Genomic DNA, 16,728 nt, shown 5'->3' on the forward strand with positions numbered 1-16,728 from the left:
CGTCGAGTCATCCCGAGGGCGTGGGGTCGAGGAGGCGCCCGGTCCAGTCGCGCAGAGCGGTGACGGCCCGGCGCGACAGGATCGCCTCCGGCATCATGCTCGTGGACCCGTGGAACGCCCCCGGCCACACGTGCAGCTCCGCCTGCACTCCCGCCGCCCAGAGCGCGCCGGCGTACGCGACGGTCTCGTCGCGGAACACCTCGGTGCTGCCGCAGTCGACGTAGGCCGGCGGCAGCCCGGTCAGGTCGTTCGCGCGGCCGGGGGCGGCGTAGATCGACACGTCGTCACCTCCGCGACGGTCGCCGAGGTAGGCGTCCCAGCCGAACCGGGTCATCTCGCGGTCGGCGACACCCACCCCGTCGAACTGCCGGGCGGAGAGCGTCGCGTCACGGTCGTCGAGCATGGGGCTGACGAGCACCTGCCCGACGACGGCCGGCCCCCGCCGATCCCGGGCGAGCAGCGCCGTGCCCGCCGCCAGCCCGGCTCCGGCGCTCTGGCCGACCAGGACGATCCGCTCGGCGTCGACGCCGAGCTCATCGGCGTGCTCGGCGACCCAGACCAGGCCGGCGTAGCAGTCCTCTACCGGGTACGGGTCGGGATGCTCCGGGGCGAGACGGTAGTCGGGGCTGATCAGGACGACGTCGTGCACCAACAGCCAGTCGTCGTACGAGTCGAGATTGCCGAGGTGGTGGCCGAACATCATCCCGCCGCCGTGGATGGCGTAGGCGCAGGCCGCCGTCCCGGTGCGGCCGATGCGTTGGACGACCGCGAGGGCGATCGGCTCGCCGAGGTGCCCGGGAACGGTGAAGCTGCGCCTCTCGAGACCGCGGGCCCGCAGCCCTTCGTCGAGCTGCGCCTCCTTCATGTCCAGCTGTCGCATCTGCGGCAGCATCGCGGTCTCGAGGCGGAAGCGGCCGCGGGCTTCCATCGCCTCCAGGAAGGGCGCGAACTCGGGGTCGAACGGCGGGCGGGGCAGGGCTGTTTTGTCAGACACGAGAGGACTCCTGGGCGGTGGGGGTGAGAGCGGACGAGGGGGTGGGTGCAGTGGTGCCGAGGGCGGGGTCGGCGGCCCGGGCCCGGACCATCCCGATCGCGACGAGCACGGCGGCGACCGCGGCGAGACCGAGCCCGGCGACGGTGAGGGCGTTCTCGAAGGACGCGAGCCGCGAGGCCGTCCACGGGGCGGTCGTGATGCTGCCGGTGACGAACGCGGCGACGATCGTGCCCGCGGCGGCGACGGCGGCTCCTCCGGCGAGCTCGCTCGAGGTGTCGACGAGGGCCGCGCCGACCGAGGTGCGGTCGGCCGGGAGGCCCGTGAGCACGGAGACTCCGGCCACGACGCCGACGACGCGCATGCCGACGGCGACGAGCACGAGCGCGACGAGCACCCAGACGTACCCCTGACGACTCAGGGCGCCGAAGACCGCGAGGCCCGAGACGACAGCGGCGGCGCTGACCCCGGCGGCCCGGCTCAGGCCGACCCGCTGCACGAAGGGCCCGACGAGGCGGCCCCCGGCCAGGAGCACGACGACCTGCGGCAGCGTGCCGACGGCAGCGAGGGCCGGCGGCCAGCCCCAGGCGAACTGCAGCTGCAGCGTGACGAGGTACGACAGTCCGGCGACGGCGAGGCCCGACGCTGCCTTGAACGCCAGGCCGCTCGACACCAGGGGGCGGGCGAGCAGGTGCAGATCCACCACCGGGCCACGCCGCAACCCCGCCGCGTCGTCGCGAGCGACGCCGACGAGGATGCCGATGAACGCGAGCGCGGCGATCGGCACGTCGGCCAGCAGCAGCACCTGCCATGGGGCGACGGCGAGCACGAACCCGCCGACGGTCGGGCCGACGGCGAGGCCCACCAGCCCCGCGGTCGAGATCACCGTGAGAGCCCGGACGCGGAGGCCCTCGTCGTCGAACAGCCGGAACGCCAGCGCCATCGACCCGGGGGTGGTCATCGCCGCGGCGACGCCCGTCAGCACCCGGACGGCGATCAGCTGCTCGGTGGTCGTGACCGCCACGGTGGCGAGGCTCGCCACGGCCAGCAGCGCGAGGCCCGCGAGCATGATACGGCGGCGCCCCACCCGGTCGGCGACGGCGCCGAAGAGGAGCATGAGCCCGCCGAAGGCGACCGCGTAGGCGCCGGACACCCACTGCAGCCCCGTCGTCGACGAGCCCAGCTCACGGCCGATCGTCGGCAGGGCGACGTTCAGCACCGAGGTGTCGAGCATCTCGAAGAGGAACACCGCGGAGAGCCCGGCCAGGGCGATCCACGAGTCGGAGAGCCGGGGAGGCGCGTCGCCGGCAGGCAGCCGACCGCGGGTGGGAGAGGGACTGGGGGACACGGGGGCGCACTCCTTCTGGGAAGAAGTGGCGACTCGTTCGATGCCGCGTGCGGGTGCGCCGCAGAGCGCGACGCCTTTTACCTCAGTGCTGTGCACGATACACCGGCTGCTGCAGAAGGAGAACTCCCGCTGCTCTGGCGCAGTACGGCAGAGCCTGCGACTCGGCTCCGAACCGCGCAACCGGGCCGATTTGTGCGGCGCTCGACAGCTGTGGCATACTCGACGAGTTGCAAATACGGCCCCATCGTATAGCGGCCTAGTACGTCGCCCTCTCACGGCGGTAACACGGGTTCGAATCCCGTTGGGGTCACCACCACGAAACCCGCTCAGCTCAGGCTGAGCGGGTTTCGTCGTCTCCCGGCACTTGGCGCCGGTCGAGGTCGAGGCCCAGCCTCACCGGCCGCTCGACACGTCACGGCGTGGCGACGACGTTCCGGGTAGTCCCCTCGAGCAGACGGGCCACCCCGTCCACGTCGACCTCGACGAAGCGCCCGGCCCAGGTGCCGATCTGCAGCTGACCCGCGAACGACCACAGCGTCTCGCCCGTCGCGAGGTCGAACCCGACGAGGGTCGAGCGCCCGCCCGAGCTGCCGAAGGCGAGGGCGTACCCGACGGTGCGCGACGCGGCGACCACCACCGCGCCGTCCGGCAGGGCGATGGTCGCGCGCGCGGCCCCGGTCTCGCCGTCGAGGGCGACGACCGATTGCGGGCCGGCGCCGGGCGCGGTGACGGTGGCGTACACCGTGTCGTCGGTCTGACCGGGCAGCCCGTCGGCGCTCGACGCCCCGTCCGCCGGTCTTGACCACCGCACCTCCCCGGTGCCCCAGTCGACGCAGCTGAGCTGGTCGTCGCTCAGATCGGTGACGGTGAGGCACGTCCGCGACGTCGAGTACGAGCCCGACGCCTCCGGGGTGGAGGTCCACAGCGGCCGTCCGTCGAGGTCGACGGCGGCGAAGCCCCGGTCGACGCCGCGGACGGGCCCCACGATCGAGTCCGGGCGGGCGACGTAGCCCCCGAGCGCGGCGAGGTCCCCGCGCCACGGGGTCTCACGACCGTCGAGACCGACCTGCACCGTGCCTCCCGGGCGGGCGACCACGAGGCGGTCCGGCAAGGCGAGGGCCTGGCCCTCGAGACTCCCGGGGCCGGCCCAGAGCACGAGGTCGAGATCGCGGACGTCGCGCAGCTGGAATGCATACGTCGCGCCCTCCGCCGTCTGCCCGCCGGTCATCACCGTGCGGCCCGCCGTCTGGAACTGCTCCGAGTCGACCGTCGTCACCGGGGCCGTCTGCTGCCTCGGCTCACCGGTGGTCGCGTCGAGGGTGACGAGGACCGTCTGGCCGCCCGCCCGGGCCCGCACCACGACGATGCGGGCGTCGTCGACGACCGTGGCCGACGCGAGCTCCACCGGGCCCCGCAGCCCGAGCGCCAGGAGGTCGTCGGCCACGTCGTGGACCCACAGCACGCGCCCGAGGTCGGTGTCGAACGACGCCAGTCGAGTGCCCACGCCCGCCGTGGCCCCGCCGCAGTCGCCGTCGTTGGCGAAGCCGTAGGTCCACGCGCCGGCCGCGCGCAGCAGCACCCGACGATCGTCGATCGGCTCGTCCCGGAACCGCAGGCACTCCGCCGGCGTCCCGGGCGCGAGCGCGGCACCGAGGTCGATCGACCAGCCGGTGGCCGTCGGCGCCTCCCGCAGGTCGTCGACCGCGACGCCGCGCCATGGCCGGTCCGCCCCGTACCGCGGCTGCCCGGGCACGAGCGCGACGATCACGACGACGGTGACGATCGCGCCGACGAGGTAGGCGGTGGCGATGCGGCGGGCCGAGGAGGCGCGGTGCCAGCCCGAACCGACGCGACCGCCCCGTCGACGGGAGGTCCGTCGGGTGCCGGCCCGCGCCTCCTCGGCCTGTCGGTCGGATGGCCGGGTCATGACGTCGCCCCGATCCGCTGACCGCCGCCGAGTCGTCGCGCGACGCCCACGCCGTCGACCTCGACGAGCGCTCCGCCCCAGAACGAGACGCTGCCCGCCGAACGGAGGGTCCAGAGCGGGCGTCCCGAGGCGGCGTCGTGGGCGGCCACGGCCCTGCTCTGCGGCGAGGCACCCTTCGTCAGGTAGACGACGGTGCGCGAAGCCGCAACGACCGTCTCGAGATCGCCCGCGGGGACGTCGAACACCGACCGCCCGGTGGGGCCGTCGAGGGCCGTGAGTCGGGGTCGACCGTCGCGGCGGGCGATGCCGTAGACGTCGTCGGAGACCTGCCCGGGCACTCCGCGCGCCGTCGCGGCCGCACCGTCGACGGACCAGCGCGTCGTGCCGTCTGCGGGCCGCAGGCACGTCGTCGTGTCGTCGTCGGACGTCACGAGCAGGCAGCCGGGCGTCGACGCGATCGAGCGGGCGTCGAGGGGGCGCGCCCATCGGGCGGCGCCGTCGGGGCCGAGGGCCGAGACGACGCGGCCTCCGGGACCGGAGCGCACGGCGAACAGGTCGTCGTCGCCGCCCGGCCCCGGTGAGCCGGCCGCGACCAGATCGGGGTCCGACCGGTACGGCGTCATCTCGCCGGTGCGCCCGTCGATCCTGACCGTGCGCCCCTCGATGCGCACGATGAGGGCGCCGGGCACCAGCAGGGGAGCGGCGCCCCGATCCGCGGATCCGCGCCAGACCGGCACGGTCAGCGCGGCGGCGTCGACGAGGGCGTACGCGTCGGGGTCGCCGACCGCGGCCGCCGCCGAGCGCAGCTGGAGGCGACCGAGCGTGGCCACGCTGATGCTCGGCAGGTCGCGGCGCTCGCGGGCCGTCTCGAGATGCCGTCCGTCGTCGACGGCGAGCGCCGCCTGCACGAGCCCGCGCTCGGACTGCGTCTGCACGAGCACGCGGCCCGCCGCCGGCACCACCTGGGCCGACGGGATGCTCGTCGGGTCGGCGTCGGGCACGTCGTCGACGAGGTCGTGCACCCAGACCGCGGCTCCGGTGCGGACGTCGACGAGGGCGACGCGGCTCGTGTCGTGGGCGAACGCCGCCGTGCGGCACTCGGCGGCCTGCGCGAGGTCGTCGGCTCGGAGGTCCACGTCGGCCTCGAGGTCGAGGTCGATCGAGGTGGTGACGGCGACCAGACCGGACTCGGCGACCGACGGCCAGAGCTGCACGCAGTGCGCGGGCGCCTCGGGGGCCAGCAGCGCCGCGAGGTCGAGCGACCAGAGGGTCTCGCCGGGGGCCGAGCGGAGGTCGTCGACGACGAGTCCGCGCCACGGCGGCTCCGCGCCGTAGTCGGGGTCGGCCGCCCACCCCGCGATCAGCACGATCGCCGTCGCCACGAGCAGCGCCAGGTAGCCCCCGAGGAGGCGCGGCGCACGTCGACCGCGGACGGCGCGCAGTCGTCGCCACGGGTCTCGCGCGGGGCCGGGCAGGGGGTCGGGCACGGGCGGATCGACCTCCTCGTCGAGCGGCGCCGCCGGTGCGTCCGACGACTGCCGTCATGGTATTCGGAGCCGTCCGCGTCGGTGCTCGCCCGGTCGGCGGGAATGGGCGGACCGGCCCCGCGCGTTGCCCCCTCGACCGAGGACTCGCGCACGACCCTGGCGTAGACTTCGACGATCATCCGAGCAGCAGACATCGAGAGAGGCGGGCCCGTGGGTAGAACGCTGGCCGAGAAAGTATGGGACGACCATGTGGTCGTCAAGGGCGAAGACGGCGCCCCCGACCTTCTCTACATCGATCTCCACCTCGTCCACGAGGTCACGAGCCCGCAGGCCTTCGACGGCCTCCGCCAGGCCGGGCGGCCGCTGCGTCGCACCGATCTGACGATCGCGACCGAAGACCACAACACGCCCACGCTGGCGATCGACCGGCCGATCGCCGATCTGACCAGCCGCACGCAGATCGAGACGCTGCGCCGCAACACGGCCGAGTTCGGCGTGCGCCTGCACCCTCTCGGCGACGCCGAGCAGGGCATCGTCCACGTCGTCGGCCCGCAGCTGGGGCTCACGATGCCCGGCATCACCGTGGTCTGCGGCGACTCGCACACCTCGACCCACGGGGCCTTCGGGGCGATGGCGTTCGGCATCGGCACCAGCGAGGTCGAGCACGTGATGGCGACGCAGACCCTGCCGCTGAAGCCGTTCAAGACGATGGCGGTCACGGTCGAGGGCACCCTCCGGCCCGGTGTCACCGCGAAGGACATCATCCTGGCCGTCATCGCCCAGATCGGCACCGGCGGCGGGCAGGGCTACGTGCTCGAGTACCGCGGCAGCGCGATCCGCTCCCTCTCGATGGAGGGGCGCATGACGATCTGCAACATGTCGATCGAGGCCGGTGCCCGGGCCGGCATGGTCGCCCCCGACCAGACCACCTACGACTACCTCCGTGGTCGTCAGCACGCCCCCGAGGGCTCCGACTGGGACGACGCGGTCGCCTACTGGCAGACCCTGCCGACCGACGACGACGCCGTGTTCGACGCCGAGATCTTCCTCGACGCCGACGAGCTCGAGCCGTTCGTCACCTGGGGCACGAACCCGGGTCAGGGCGTCTCGCTCAGCGAGTCAGTGCCCGACCCCGAGGCGATCGTCGACCCGAACGAGCGCGCCGCCGCGTCGCGTGCCCTCGAGTACATGGCGCTCGAGGCCGGCACGGCCATGAAGGACATCGCGGTCGACGCCGTCTTCATGGGCTCGTGCACGAACAGCCGGATCGAAGACCTCCGCGCCTTCGCGTCGATCATCCGGGGCCGCACCAAGGCCGAGGGCGTCCGCGTGATGGTCGTGCCCGGCTCCGCCCGGGTGCGCCTCGAGGCCGAGGCCGAGGGTCTCGACAAGGTGTTCACCGACTTCGGCGCCGAATGGCGCTTCGCCGGCTGCTCGATGTGCCTCGGCATGAACCCCGACCAGCTCGCACCGGGCGAGCGTTGCGCATCGACCTCGAACCGCAACTTCGAGGGTCGTCAGGGCAAGGGCGGTCGCACCCACCTCGTCTCGCCGCTCGTCGCGGCGGCGACCGCCGTCCGCGGCACGCTGTCGTCCCCCTGGGATCTCACCTCCGACACCCCGATCGGCGACGCCCTCGCCGAGCGCCTGACCGGCACCCCCTCAGGAGGCGCGCTCTGATGGAGAAGTTCACCACCGTCACCGGGGTGGCGGCACCGCTGAAGCGGTCGAACGTCGACACCGACCAGATCATCCCGGCCGAGTTCCTCAAGCGGGTCACGAAGACGGGCTTCGAAGACGCCCTGTTCTTCTCCGCCCGCCAGGACCCGGACTTCGTCCTCAACCGACCCGAGTACCAGGGCGCCCGCGTCCTGATCGCCGGGCCGGACTTCGGCACGGGGTCGAGCCGCGAGCACGCCGTCTGGGCACTCCGCGACTTCGGCTTCGACGTCGTCTTGAGCGCCCGGTTCGGTGACATCTTCCGCGGCAACTCGGGCAAGCAGGGTCTCCTCGCCGCCATGGTCGCCGAAGACGACATCGAGCGCCTGTGGGCCGCCGTCGAGGCCGCCCCCGGTGTCGAGATCACCGTCGACCTCGAGTCGCAACGCGCCACGATCGGCGACCTGTCGGTCCCGTTCGAAGTCGATGCTTACACTAAGTGGCGACTCCTCGAAGGCCTCGACGACATCGGCCTGACCCTCCGCGACGAAGCGGCCATCACAGAATTCGAAACCCGCCGCGCCGCATGGCGCCCGAAGACATTGCCGGTGAAGTAAGTGAACTCGCTCATCCAAGACGCAGCAGCAGCAGGGGCCCGTGTGGGGCTCAAGTCCGACGAGATCGTGATCCGCGGCGGCAAGCCGCTGATCGGTCGCATCGAGGTGCGCGGCGCCAAGAACCTCGCCACCAAGGCGATGGTCGCGTCGCTGCTGGGCGACACCCCGAGCATCCTGCGCGACGTGCCCGACATCAGCGACGTCAACGTCGTCCGCGGTCTGCTGTCGGTGCACGGCGTCCGCATCACCGACCCGGCCCGCGGCGAGATGATCCTCGACCCGTCGAACGTCGAGTCGGCCCACTTCGCCGAGATCGACGCGCACGCCGGCTCCAGCCGCATCCCGATCCTCTTCTGCGGCCCGCTGCTGCACCGCCTCGGCGAGGCGTTCATCCCCGACCTCGGCGGCTGCCGCATCGGCGACCGCCCCATCGACTTCCACCTCGACGCCCTCCGTGCGTTCGGAGCCGTCGTCGACAAGTCGTACAACGGCATCCACCTGACCGCCCCGAACGGTCTCGCGGGCGCCAACATCGAGCTGCCCTACCCGAGCGTCGGCGCCACCGAGCAGGTGCTGCTGACCGCCGTGCTCGCCACGGGTGTCACCGAGCTGCGCAACGCGGCCATCGAACCCGAGATCATGGATCTCATCGCGATCCTCCAGAAGATGGGCGCCATCGTCTCGGTCGAGCCGAACCGCGTCATCTTCATCGAGGGCGTCGAGAAGCTCCGCGGCTACACGCACCGGGCCATCAACGACCGCAACGAGGCAGCGAGCTGGGCCGCGGCCGCTCTCGCCACGAAGGGCGACATCTTCGTCGAGGGCGCCGACCAGAAAGACCTGATGACGTTCCTCAACGTCTTCCGCAAGGTCGGCGGCGACTTCGACGTGCACGAAGACGGCATCCGGTTCTTCCACCCGGGCGGCGAGCTCAAGCCCGTCGTCGTCGAGACCGACGTGCACCCCGGCTTCATGACCGACTGGCAGCAGCCGCTCATCGTGGCCCTCACGCAGGCGCAGGGCACGTCGATCGTCCACGAGACCGTCTACGAGAACCGCTTCCAGTTCACCGAGGCCCTCAACGACATGGGTGCCGACATCACGGTGCACAAAGAGGGTCTGCCCGGTCACGACCGTCGCGTGGCGCGTCGCGAGTTCGAGCAGGCGGCGGTCATCAACGGCCCGACCGCGCTGCACGGCGCCGACATCCGCGTCCCCGACCTGCGCGGCGGCTTCAGCCACCTCATCGCGGCCCTGACGGCCGAGGGCGAGTCGAAGATCAGCAACGTCGGCATCATCAGCCGCGGGTACGAGCACTTCATCGCGAAGCTCCGCAAGCTGGGCGCCGACTTCGACTTCAAGGGCTGATCGGAGCGTGGCACCCCACGGCGACCCGGACGCCCCCGTCGTCCCGGTCGCGACGCGTGGGCGCCGCATGGACAAGGGCGCGATCTTCCGGGCCCTGGCCATCCCTGCGGCGCCGTTGTTCGATCTGATGGCGGAGATCGAGGTCGTCGACGGGCAGAAGCTGCCCGCCTCCGGCTCGTTCGTGCTGACGCCCAATCACATCACCAACATCGATCCCGTCGTGGTCGGGCGCGTGATGTACGGGCTCGGGCGCCTGCCGAGGTTCATGGCCAAGGCGTCGCTCTTCCGCGTGCCCGTGTTCGGCCGGCTGATGCACGCGATGGGGCACATCCCCGTCGAGCGCGCCGGTCGCACGCACGACAGCGATCCGCTCGCCGCGGCGCGTCGGCTCACCTCGGTGGGCGGCGGGGTCATCGTCTACCCGGAGGGCACGCTCACCCGCGATCCCGACCTCTGGCCCATGAAGGGCAAGAGCGGGGCCGTCCGGTTGGCCCTCGCCGCCGGTGTGCCTCTCGTGCCCGTCGCCCATTGGGGCAGTCAGGAGCTCATGGGGCGTTACTCGTCGAAGCTCCGTCCGTTCCCCCGGAAGCGGATCCGCGTGATCGTCGGCGATCCCGTCGATCTCTCGGCCTACCGCGACCGGCCCCTCGACCAGGCCTCCATGACCGAGGCGACCGCCCTCGTCATGGCGGCGATCACCGGACTCCTCGAGCGCCTCCGAGACGAGCAGGCACCCGTCGAGCGCTGGAACCCCGCCAAGAACGACCAGAAGGAGACCGGCCGCTTTGAGTAGTCCTGCGTCGCGCGAAGGCGCGATCGAATCACTCGGCGAGGGCGCCGTCACCACCGAGGCGATCTCGATCGTCATGCGGGACTCCGTGCCGCGTCGGGTCGCGGTGCTCGGCTCGGGCAGCTGGGGCACGACGTTCGCCAAGGTCCTCGCCGAGGGCGGCGCCGACGTCACGCTCTGGGCCCGTCGCCCCGAGGTCGCCCGCGAGATCACCGAGAGCAAGCGCAACACCGACTACCTGCCGGGCATCAACCTCCCGCGCACCCTGGTGGCCTCGTCGAGCGTCGAGACCGCGCTGGCGGGTGCCGAGCAGGTCTACCTGTCGGTGCCCAGTCAGACCCTCCGCGACAACCTCTCGGCGATCCGCTCGCTCGTGCCGCGCGGCGTGCCCGTGGTCAGCCTGATGAAGGGCGTCGAGAAGGCCACCGGCCTCCGCATGAGCGAGGTCATCGAGAGCGAGCTCGACATCGACAGGTCGCTCATCGCCGTGGCCTCGGGCCCGAACCTCGCGCTCGAGATCGCGAAGCGGCAGCCGACCGCTGCGGTCGTGTCGTCGCACAGCCTCGAGACGGCGACGCTCGTCGCCGCGACCGCCACCAACCCGTACTTCCGCTCGTTCGTCAACACCGACGTCATCGGCACCGAGTTCGGGGGCGTGCTGAAGAACCTCATCGCGGTCGCCATCGGCATCGTCGACGGCGTCGGCTACGGCGAGAACACCAAGGCGTCGATCATCACGCGCGGTCTGGCCGAGATGACGGCGTTCGCGGTGTCGTTCGGGGCCAAGGCCGAGACGCTCGCCGGTCTCGCCGGGCTCGGCGACCTCATCGCGACGTGCGAGTCGCCCCTGTCGCGCAACAACACCGCGGGGCGCCTCCTCGGTCAGGGGTACGCCTTCGGCGACGTCGTGCGGCAGATGAACCAGACCGCCGAGGGTCTCGCGTCGGTCGCGCCGATCCTCGAGCTGGCCCGCGGTCGCGGCGTCGACATGCCCATCGTGCAGCAGGTCGCCGAAGTGCTCGCCGGTACGCTTGACCCGCGGAACATCGCTCCGCACCTCACCGAGACCAGCGAGCCCCAGGGCGAGTGACCGGGGGTCGACGGCGCGCGCCGGTGCGACGCCGCCCCGAGTCGCCTGCCCGCCGACCACCCCGAGAGTGACCCCGATGAGCATCGATCAGGCCAGCCCCGCTCCCACCCCCCTCGCGGGCGCCAAGCAGACGGTCGTCGTGCTGTTCGGCGGCCGGTCGAGCGAGCACGCGATCAGCTGCGCCACCGCCGGGGGAGTCCTCTCGGCCATCGACCGCAGTCGCTACGACGTCATCCCGGTCGGCATCACCCGCGACGGCGCCTTCACCCTTCAGGCGGACGACGCGTCGAGCTTCTCGCTGACCGGCGAGACGCTGCCCGCCGTCGTCGACAACGGCACGAGGGTGCACTGGCCCGAGTCCGCCGCGACTCGCGAGCTCTCGGTCGTCGAGCCGGACGGCTCGGTCCGCCTGCTCGGGGCCGTCGACGTCGTCTTCCCCATCCTGCACGGTCGCTTCGGAGAAGACGGCACCGTCCAGGGGCTCCTCGAACTCGTCGGCCTCCCGTACGTCGGGGCGGGTCTGCTGGCGTCGTCCGTCGGGATGGACAAGCACTTCACGAAGACCGTGCTGCAAGAGGCCGGCATCGCGGTGGCCCCGTGGCGGACCGTCCGCCGTCGCACCTGGCTGAGCGACCCCGACCAGGTGATCGCCGACGTCGCGCCCCTGGGGTTCCCCGTCTTCGTCAAGCCGGCCCGCGCGGGGTCGAGCGTCGGCGTCTCGCGGGTCGACTCCGAGGCGGAGTTCGCGGCCGCGATGGAGATCGGGCTCGCCGAAGACGGCAAGGTGCTCGTCGAGGCCGCCGTCTCGGGGCGTGAGATCGAATGCGCCGTGCTCGGCGGGCGCGACGGCGGGTCGCCCCGCACCTCCGTCGGCGGTGAGATCGTGCTCGGCAGCGACACCTTCTACGACTTCGAGTCGAAGTACCTGGGTGCGCCCGGTGCCGATCTCGTCTGCCCGGCCGACCTCACGGACGACCAGCTGGCCGAGATGCAGCGACTCGCCGCGCTCGCGTTCGAGTCCGTCGACGGCACCGGGCTGTCGCGGGTCGACTTCTTCCTCACCGACACCGGCTGGGTGATCAACGAGATCAACACCATGCCCGGCTTCACGCCGATCTCGATGTTCCCGGCCTGCTGGCTGGCCAGCGGACTCAGCTACCCCGAGCTCATCACCGAGCTGATCGAGCTCGGGCTGCAGACCGAGCGCTGACCGGCCGGGGCCTTATGGCGGAGTCGACCCGCGCCTCCTCGGGGGAGGGACAGCCGAGGAGGCGCGGGTCGGCTCAGGAGGACGGGGTCGCCTCGGTGCCGGGCAGGTCGTCGACGCCGACGCAGCCGCGACCGTCGTTCGGCAGGTAGCCGACCGCGTCGGCCAGGTCGAAGAGCGCGGTGCTGCCCGCCTCGGCGGAGACGATCACCTGGACGGCCGGAGTGCGACCGTAGGTCGTGAAGACGAAGGTGTCGGGGTCGTCGGCGTCTTGATCGGCGAGCCAGTCGACGCCGCTGACGGGGTAGCAGGGCAGATCGGAGACGGCGGGTGCCTCGACGCCGCAGCGCAGGAGGACCTGCGTCGGCGTGCCCCAGGCGCCGGTGGCCTGCGCATCCGTCTCGCGGCGCTCGAAGGGGGAGTTGTCGGGGCCGACCGTCTCGGGGAGGTGCACGGTCACCTGCGCGCAGGCCGCGTCGTTCGCATCGGCCGCCGCCGTCATCGGCACGGCGGCCGTGCAGCCGGCGAGCGCCGGGGCGATCACGGCGCCGGCGGCGAGCAGACGGAGGAGGCGGCGACGAGGTCGCCTGGTCGGGCTGGGCACGGCAACCAGGCTACCGTCGTCACATGGAACGCCCCGCCACGTCGGTCGACGTCGAACCACTCGCCACGGTGCAGGGGGTGGGCGAGCTCGCCACCCTCGCGCGCATCCTGCCCCGACTGCCCCGCGGGGCCCGCACCGATCTGGGGCCGGGCGACGACGCGGCGGTGGTCTCGGCACCCGACGGGCGCTTCGTGGTGACGACCGATCTGATGGTGCACGGCCCCGACTTCCGTCTCGCCTGGTCGACCCCGTACGACCTCGGCTGGAAGGCCGCCGCCTCGAACCTGGCCGACGTGGCCGCGATGGGGGCGGTCCCGACCGCTCTCGTGGTGGCCCTCGCGGTGCCGGGCGACACCCCGGTGTCCGATCTGGAGGCCCTCGCCGACGCACTGCGCGACGCCTGCGCCGTGATGGCCCCGGGCTGCGGCGTCGTCGGCGGCGATCTGTCGGTCTCGGCGACGATGACGATCGCCGTCACGGCCTTCGGCGATCTCGAGGGGCGGCCGCCGGTCACCCGCGACGGCGCCCGCGAGGGGGACGTCGTCGCCGTGTCGGGCGCGCTCGGCCGGTCGGCCCGTGGGCTCGAGCTGCTCTTCCGTCTCGGCGTCGACCACGACGGGGTCCCCGATCGCGCCGCCGCGACGGCTCTGCGCGAGCGCGACCCCGACGTGGGCTGGCAGCTCGCCCCCACGCCGCCGATCGTCGACGGGCCGATCGCGGCCCGGGCCGGTGCGACGGCGATGCTCGACCTCTCGGACGGTCTGGCCCTCGACGCGGGTCGGGTCGCGCGGGCGAGCGGTCTGGTGGTCGACCTCGACTCGTCGGCGCTGGGCGGCGATCCCGCGGCGGCCCTCGCCGGGGGAGAGGACCATTCGCTGCTCGCGACGTTCCCGCCGGGTGCGGCGCTGCCGGGCGGGTTCCGGGCGATCGGCGTCATGCGCGCCGTCGGGTCCGGTGAGCCGCGGGTCGTCGTCGACGGCGGCGACGCCGGCCCGGAAGGCGGCTGGGACCCGTATCGCCTGTGGTCGGGCGAACGGGGCTGACGACGGGTCGCGCGAGCGGGGACTGACGGCGGTTCAATCGCGGAGGGCGAACCAGACCGTCGTGTCGCCGTACTGCTTCTTCACGTCGAGGGTGAGCCCCGCGGGCCAGCTCGGCTCGCCGTCGCGGCTGGCGCGTTCGACGACGACCAGCGCCTGGGCGTCGAGCAGGGGCAGCAGCGCTGCGAGGTCGGCCGCGAGCTCGTCCTTCGACAGCTCGTAGGGCGGGTCGAAGAAGACCAGGTCGACGAGCGCGCCCGAGCCCGTGAGGTACGACCGCACGGTCTGCGCCACGATGTCGACGCGCGGGGGTGCGCCGCGCGGGGGCTTGGGGGCCCGTGCCAGCACGGCGTCGGCGTTCCGCCGCAGCACCTTCGCCGCCGCCGGGGCCTTCTCGACCATGGTGACCGAGGCCGCGCCGCGCGATGCCGCCTCGAGGCCGAGGCCCCCGGTGCCCGCGTAGAGGTCGAGAACGCGTCGACCGCGGATCTCGTCGCGGGCGTCGAGCGACGAGAAGAGCGCCTCACGGACTCGGTCGCTGGTCGGCCGGGTGCCGACCTTGGGGACGACGAGCGTCAGGTTGTCGGCGAAGCCGGAGATGATGCGGGACATGAGGTCAACCATGCCAGGTCGCGGTGGCCCGCCCGTCTCGTCGGCCCGCCTCCGGGTCTGCGTCGGTCCGCCTCCGGGTCTGCGTCGGTCCCGCCTCCCGGTCTCCGGGGGCGGCGCCGCTTCGAGCATCCCGACAACGCGTCCGCGCCCGGCCCGGTCGTGCTTCGTCGATGAGGCACAACGGACTTGGCAGGGCGTCGCGCTTTCGGAAGCATCTCGCAGCATGACCAGCGTTGATCGTACTGTCCGGCCCTCGTTCACCAAGTCCCTGTTCGCGGGGCGGATCGCCTCCGAGCTGGTGCTGCCGTTCCCGCACATGTCGGCGGCCGAGAAGGCGCGGGTCGAGACGGTGTCGGCGTCGGCGCGCGAGGTGCTGGCCGGCTACGACCCGCTGAAGGCCGAGCGCGAGGGCTGGATCGGCGACGACCTGGTCCGCGAGCTGGGCGAGCGCGGTCTGATGGGGCTCTTCGTGTCGGAGGAGTACGGCGGTCTCGGTCTCGGTCAGAGCGCCTACTGCCGCGTCTACGAGGAGTTCGGCCGGGTCGACGGCACCCTCGCCACCGTCATGGGCGTGCACCAGTCGATCGGCACCAAGCCGCTGCACCTCTACGGCACCGACGATCAGAAGGCCCGCTGGCTGCCCGACCTGGCGAGCGGCCGGAAGCTCGCGGCCTTCGTGCTCACCGAGCCCAACGTGGGCAGCGACGCCTACGCGCTCGAGACCCGGGCCGAGCGGCAGAGCGACGGCAGCTGGCTGCTGAACGGCGAGAAGCGCTGGATCGGCAACGGCGACAAGGACGTCCTGACGGTCTTCGCGCAGAGCGACCTCGGGCACGTCGCGCTGATCGTCGAGAAGGGCATGGACGGGCTGAGCACCGGCCCGCGGTTCGAGACGCACGGCCTGAAGGCCAACCACCTGCAGCGGGTGCGCTTCAAGGACGTCCGGGTGCCCGCCGAGAATCTGCTCGGCGAACCCGGCGACGGCTTCCGCATCGCGGTGAACACGCTCAACAACGGTCGCATGTCGATGGGCACGGCGATCGCGGGCGGCATGAAGAGGTTCCTCCAGCTGAGTCTCGAGCACACGGAGGCGCGTCACCAGTTCGGCAGACCGCTCGCGGACTTCGAGATGGTCGGCGACAAGCTCGCCTGGATGACGCAGCAGATCTACGGCATCGAGTCGATGTCGTATCTGACCACCGGTCTCGTCGACCGCGGCGACACCGACTTCGCGCTCGAGTCGGCGATGACGAAGGTCGCCGCGAGCGACACCGGCTGGTACGCGCTCAACCGGGCCGTGCAGCTGCACGGTGGGGAGGCGTACATGGAGGGGCACCCGCTGTCGAAGGCGCTGCGCGACTTCCGCATCTTCCCGATCTTCGAGGGGGCCAACGACGTCCTGCGCGCCTTCGTCGCCCTGAACGGCCTCAAGACGCTCAGCGAGGAGCTGCCCGACGTCGCGTCGCTCAGCATCGGCGCCCCCGGTCGCGCCCTGGGCGTGCTGGCGCCGTACGTCGCGGGTCGCGTGCAGCGTCGGCTCCGACCCGATCGCCCGGTCGGAGTGCACCCCGAGCTCGCCAAGCAGGCCGCGGAGCTCGGCGACCAGGTGTCGCGGCTGCGCGAGCGCACCGAGGGGGCGCTCCGCAAGCACGGCAGGAAGGTGCAGGAGAGACAGCTCGTGCAGAAGCGCCTCGCCGACGCCGCGAGCGGCATCTACGCGCAGACGGCCGTGCTGTCGCGGGCGTCGACGGCCCTGCAGGAGGCGCGGGTCGACTCCGACGCCGAACGTCGCCTCGCCGTCGGGTTCTGCAAGCAGTCGGCACGCGGGGTGTCACGGCAGCTGCGGGCCCTCGAGGTGAACGACGACCGGCACGCGACCGAGCTCGCGGCGTCGACCCGCGCCTCCGGCGGGTACGACTTCGCCCTCTGAGGCCGCCCGCCCGCGGCGCGCGTGAGCCCGGGCACCGGTGTCGGAGGCGGGCAGTAGC

General features: G+C 72.5%; 14 protein-coding genes and 1 tRNA gene. 9 read left to right on the plus strand and 6 right to left on the minus strand.

What is annotated here, in order from left to right; genetic code table 11:
- Positions 1-7: 7 nt before the first annotated feature.
- Complete coding sequence (locus tag ACZ6JE_RS10810; protein WP_192058373.1) at positions 8-994, minus strand: alpha/beta hydrolase; 987 nt, start codon at positions 992-994, stop codon at positions 8-10.
- Positions 987-2,339 (minus strand): MFS transporter, encoded by a 1,353-nt coding sequence (locus ACZ6JE_RS10815; RefSeq protein WP_464318931.1) that lies wholly within the window; start codon positions 2,337-2,339, stop codon positions 987-989. Before ACZ6JE_RS10815 ends, ACZ6JE_RS10810 begins: the two co-directional genes overlap by 8 nt.
- A 237-nt stretch (positions 2,340-2,576) precedes the next feature.
- On the opposite strand from ACZ6JE_RS10815, the gene ACZ6JE_RS10820 reads away from it, so the two are divergent.
- Positions 2,577-2,652 (plus strand) — tRNA-Glu (locus ACZ6JE_RS10820).
- Positions 2,653-2,751: 99 nt separating this feature from the next.
- On the opposite strand, the gene ACZ6JE_RS10825 is transcribed toward ACZ6JE_RS10820, so the two are convergent.
- Both ACZ6JE_RS10825 and ACZ6JE_RS10830 read right to left on the minus strand, forming a co-directional pair.
- Positions 2,752-4,266, minus strand: a complete 1,515-nt coding sequence (locus tag ACZ6JE_RS10825; RefSeq protein WP_464318932.1) for a PQQ-binding-like beta-propeller repeat protein — start codon at positions 4,264-4,266, stop codon at positions 2,752-2,754.
- Entirely contained in the window at positions 4,263-5,753 is a 1,491-nt protein-coding gene (locus ACZ6JE_RS10830) for an outer membrane protein assembly factor BamB family protein (RefSeq protein ID WP_464318933.1), read from the minus strand. Before ACZ6JE_RS10830 ends, ACZ6JE_RS10825 begins: the two co-directional genes overlap by 4 nt.
- Positions 5,754-5,963: 210 nt before the next feature.
- Here ACZ6JE_RS10830 and leuC point away from each other — a divergent pair, with 210 nt between their 5' ends.
- The 6 genes from leuC to ACZ6JE_RS10860 all read left to right on the plus strand — a co-directional run bounded on the left by leuC (position 5,964) and on the right by ACZ6JE_RS10860 (position 12,487).
- Complete coding sequence (gene leuC / locus ACZ6JE_RS10835; RefSeq protein ID WP_243215506.1) at positions 5,964-7,433, plus strand: 3-isopropylmalate dehydratase large subunit; 1,470 nt, start codon at positions 5,964-5,966, stop codon at positions 7,431-7,433.
- A complete protein-coding gene (leuD, locus tag ACZ6JE_RS10840; RefSeq protein WP_192058365.1) occupies positions 7,433-8,029 on the plus strand; it encodes a 3-isopropylmalate dehydratase small subunit in 597 nt (198 codons plus the stop codon). Before leuC ends, leuD begins: the two co-directional genes overlap by 1 nt.
- A complete protein-coding gene (murA, locus tag ACZ6JE_RS10845) occupies positions 8,030-9,397 on the plus strand; it encodes a UDP-N-acetylglucosamine 1-carboxyvinyltransferase (protein WP_192058363.1) in 1,368 nt (455 codons plus the stop codon). It abuts the gene before it with no gap.
- Positions 9,398-9,404: 7 nt separating this feature from the next.
- On the plus strand, positions 9,405-10,190 hold the full coding sequence (locus tag ACZ6JE_RS10850; RefSeq protein WP_464318934.1) for a lysophospholipid acyltransferase family protein: 786 nt from the start codon (positions 9,405-9,407) through the stop codon (positions 10,188-10,190).
- A 73-nt stretch (positions 10,191-10,263) separates the two neighbouring features.
- Positions 10,264-11,277 carry an NAD(P)H-dependent glycerol-3-phosphate dehydrogenase gene (locus ACZ6JE_RS10855; protein WP_192059231.1) on the plus strand — a complete coding sequence of 338 codons (1,014 nt, stop codon included), beginning with the start codon at positions 10,264-10,266 and terminating at the stop codon, positions 11,275-11,277.
- A gap of 76 nt (positions 11,278-11,353) precedes the next feature.
- Positions 11,354-12,487, plus strand: a complete 1,134-nt coding sequence (locus tag ACZ6JE_RS10860) for a D-alanine--D-alanine ligase family protein (protein WP_243215510.1) — start codon at positions 11,354-11,356, stop codon at positions 12,485-12,487.
- 73 nt (positions 12,488-12,560) lie between these two features.
- Here ACZ6JE_RS10860 and ACZ6JE_RS10865 read toward each other — a convergent pair whose 3' ends face one another.
- Entirely contained in the window at positions 12,561-13,088 is a 528-nt protein-coding gene (locus ACZ6JE_RS10865; RefSeq protein WP_243215511.1) for a DUF3515 family protein, read from the minus strand.
- Positions 13,089-13,111: 23 nt separating this feature from the next.
- Here ACZ6JE_RS10865 and thiL point away from each other — a divergent pair, with 23 nt between their 5' ends.
- Positions 13,112-14,131 (plus strand): thiamine-phosphate kinase, encoded by a 1,020-nt coding sequence (gene thiL / locus ACZ6JE_RS10870; protein ID WP_464318935.1) that lies wholly within the window; start codon positions 13,112-13,114, stop codon positions 14,129-14,131.
- 33 nt (positions 14,132-14,164) lie between these two features.
- Here the strand turns inward: thiL and rsmD are convergent, their stop codons facing one another.
- Entirely contained in the window at positions 14,165-14,740 is a 576-nt protein-coding gene (gene rsmD, locus ACZ6JE_RS10875) for a 16S rRNA (guanine(966)-N(2))-methyltransferase RsmD (RefSeq protein WP_243215515.1), read from the minus strand.
- Between the two features lie 223 nt (positions 14,741-14,963).
- Between rsmD and ACZ6JE_RS10880 the strand changes: the two genes are divergently transcribed.
- Complete coding sequence (locus ACZ6JE_RS10880) at positions 14,964-16,670, plus strand: acyl-CoA dehydrogenase family protein (RefSeq protein WP_464318936.1); 1,707 nt, start codon at positions 14,964-14,966, stop codon at positions 16,668-16,670.
- Positions 16,671-16,728 lie beyond the last annotated feature (58 nt).

Source organism: Frigoribacterium sp. AC759 (assembly GCF_979256015.1).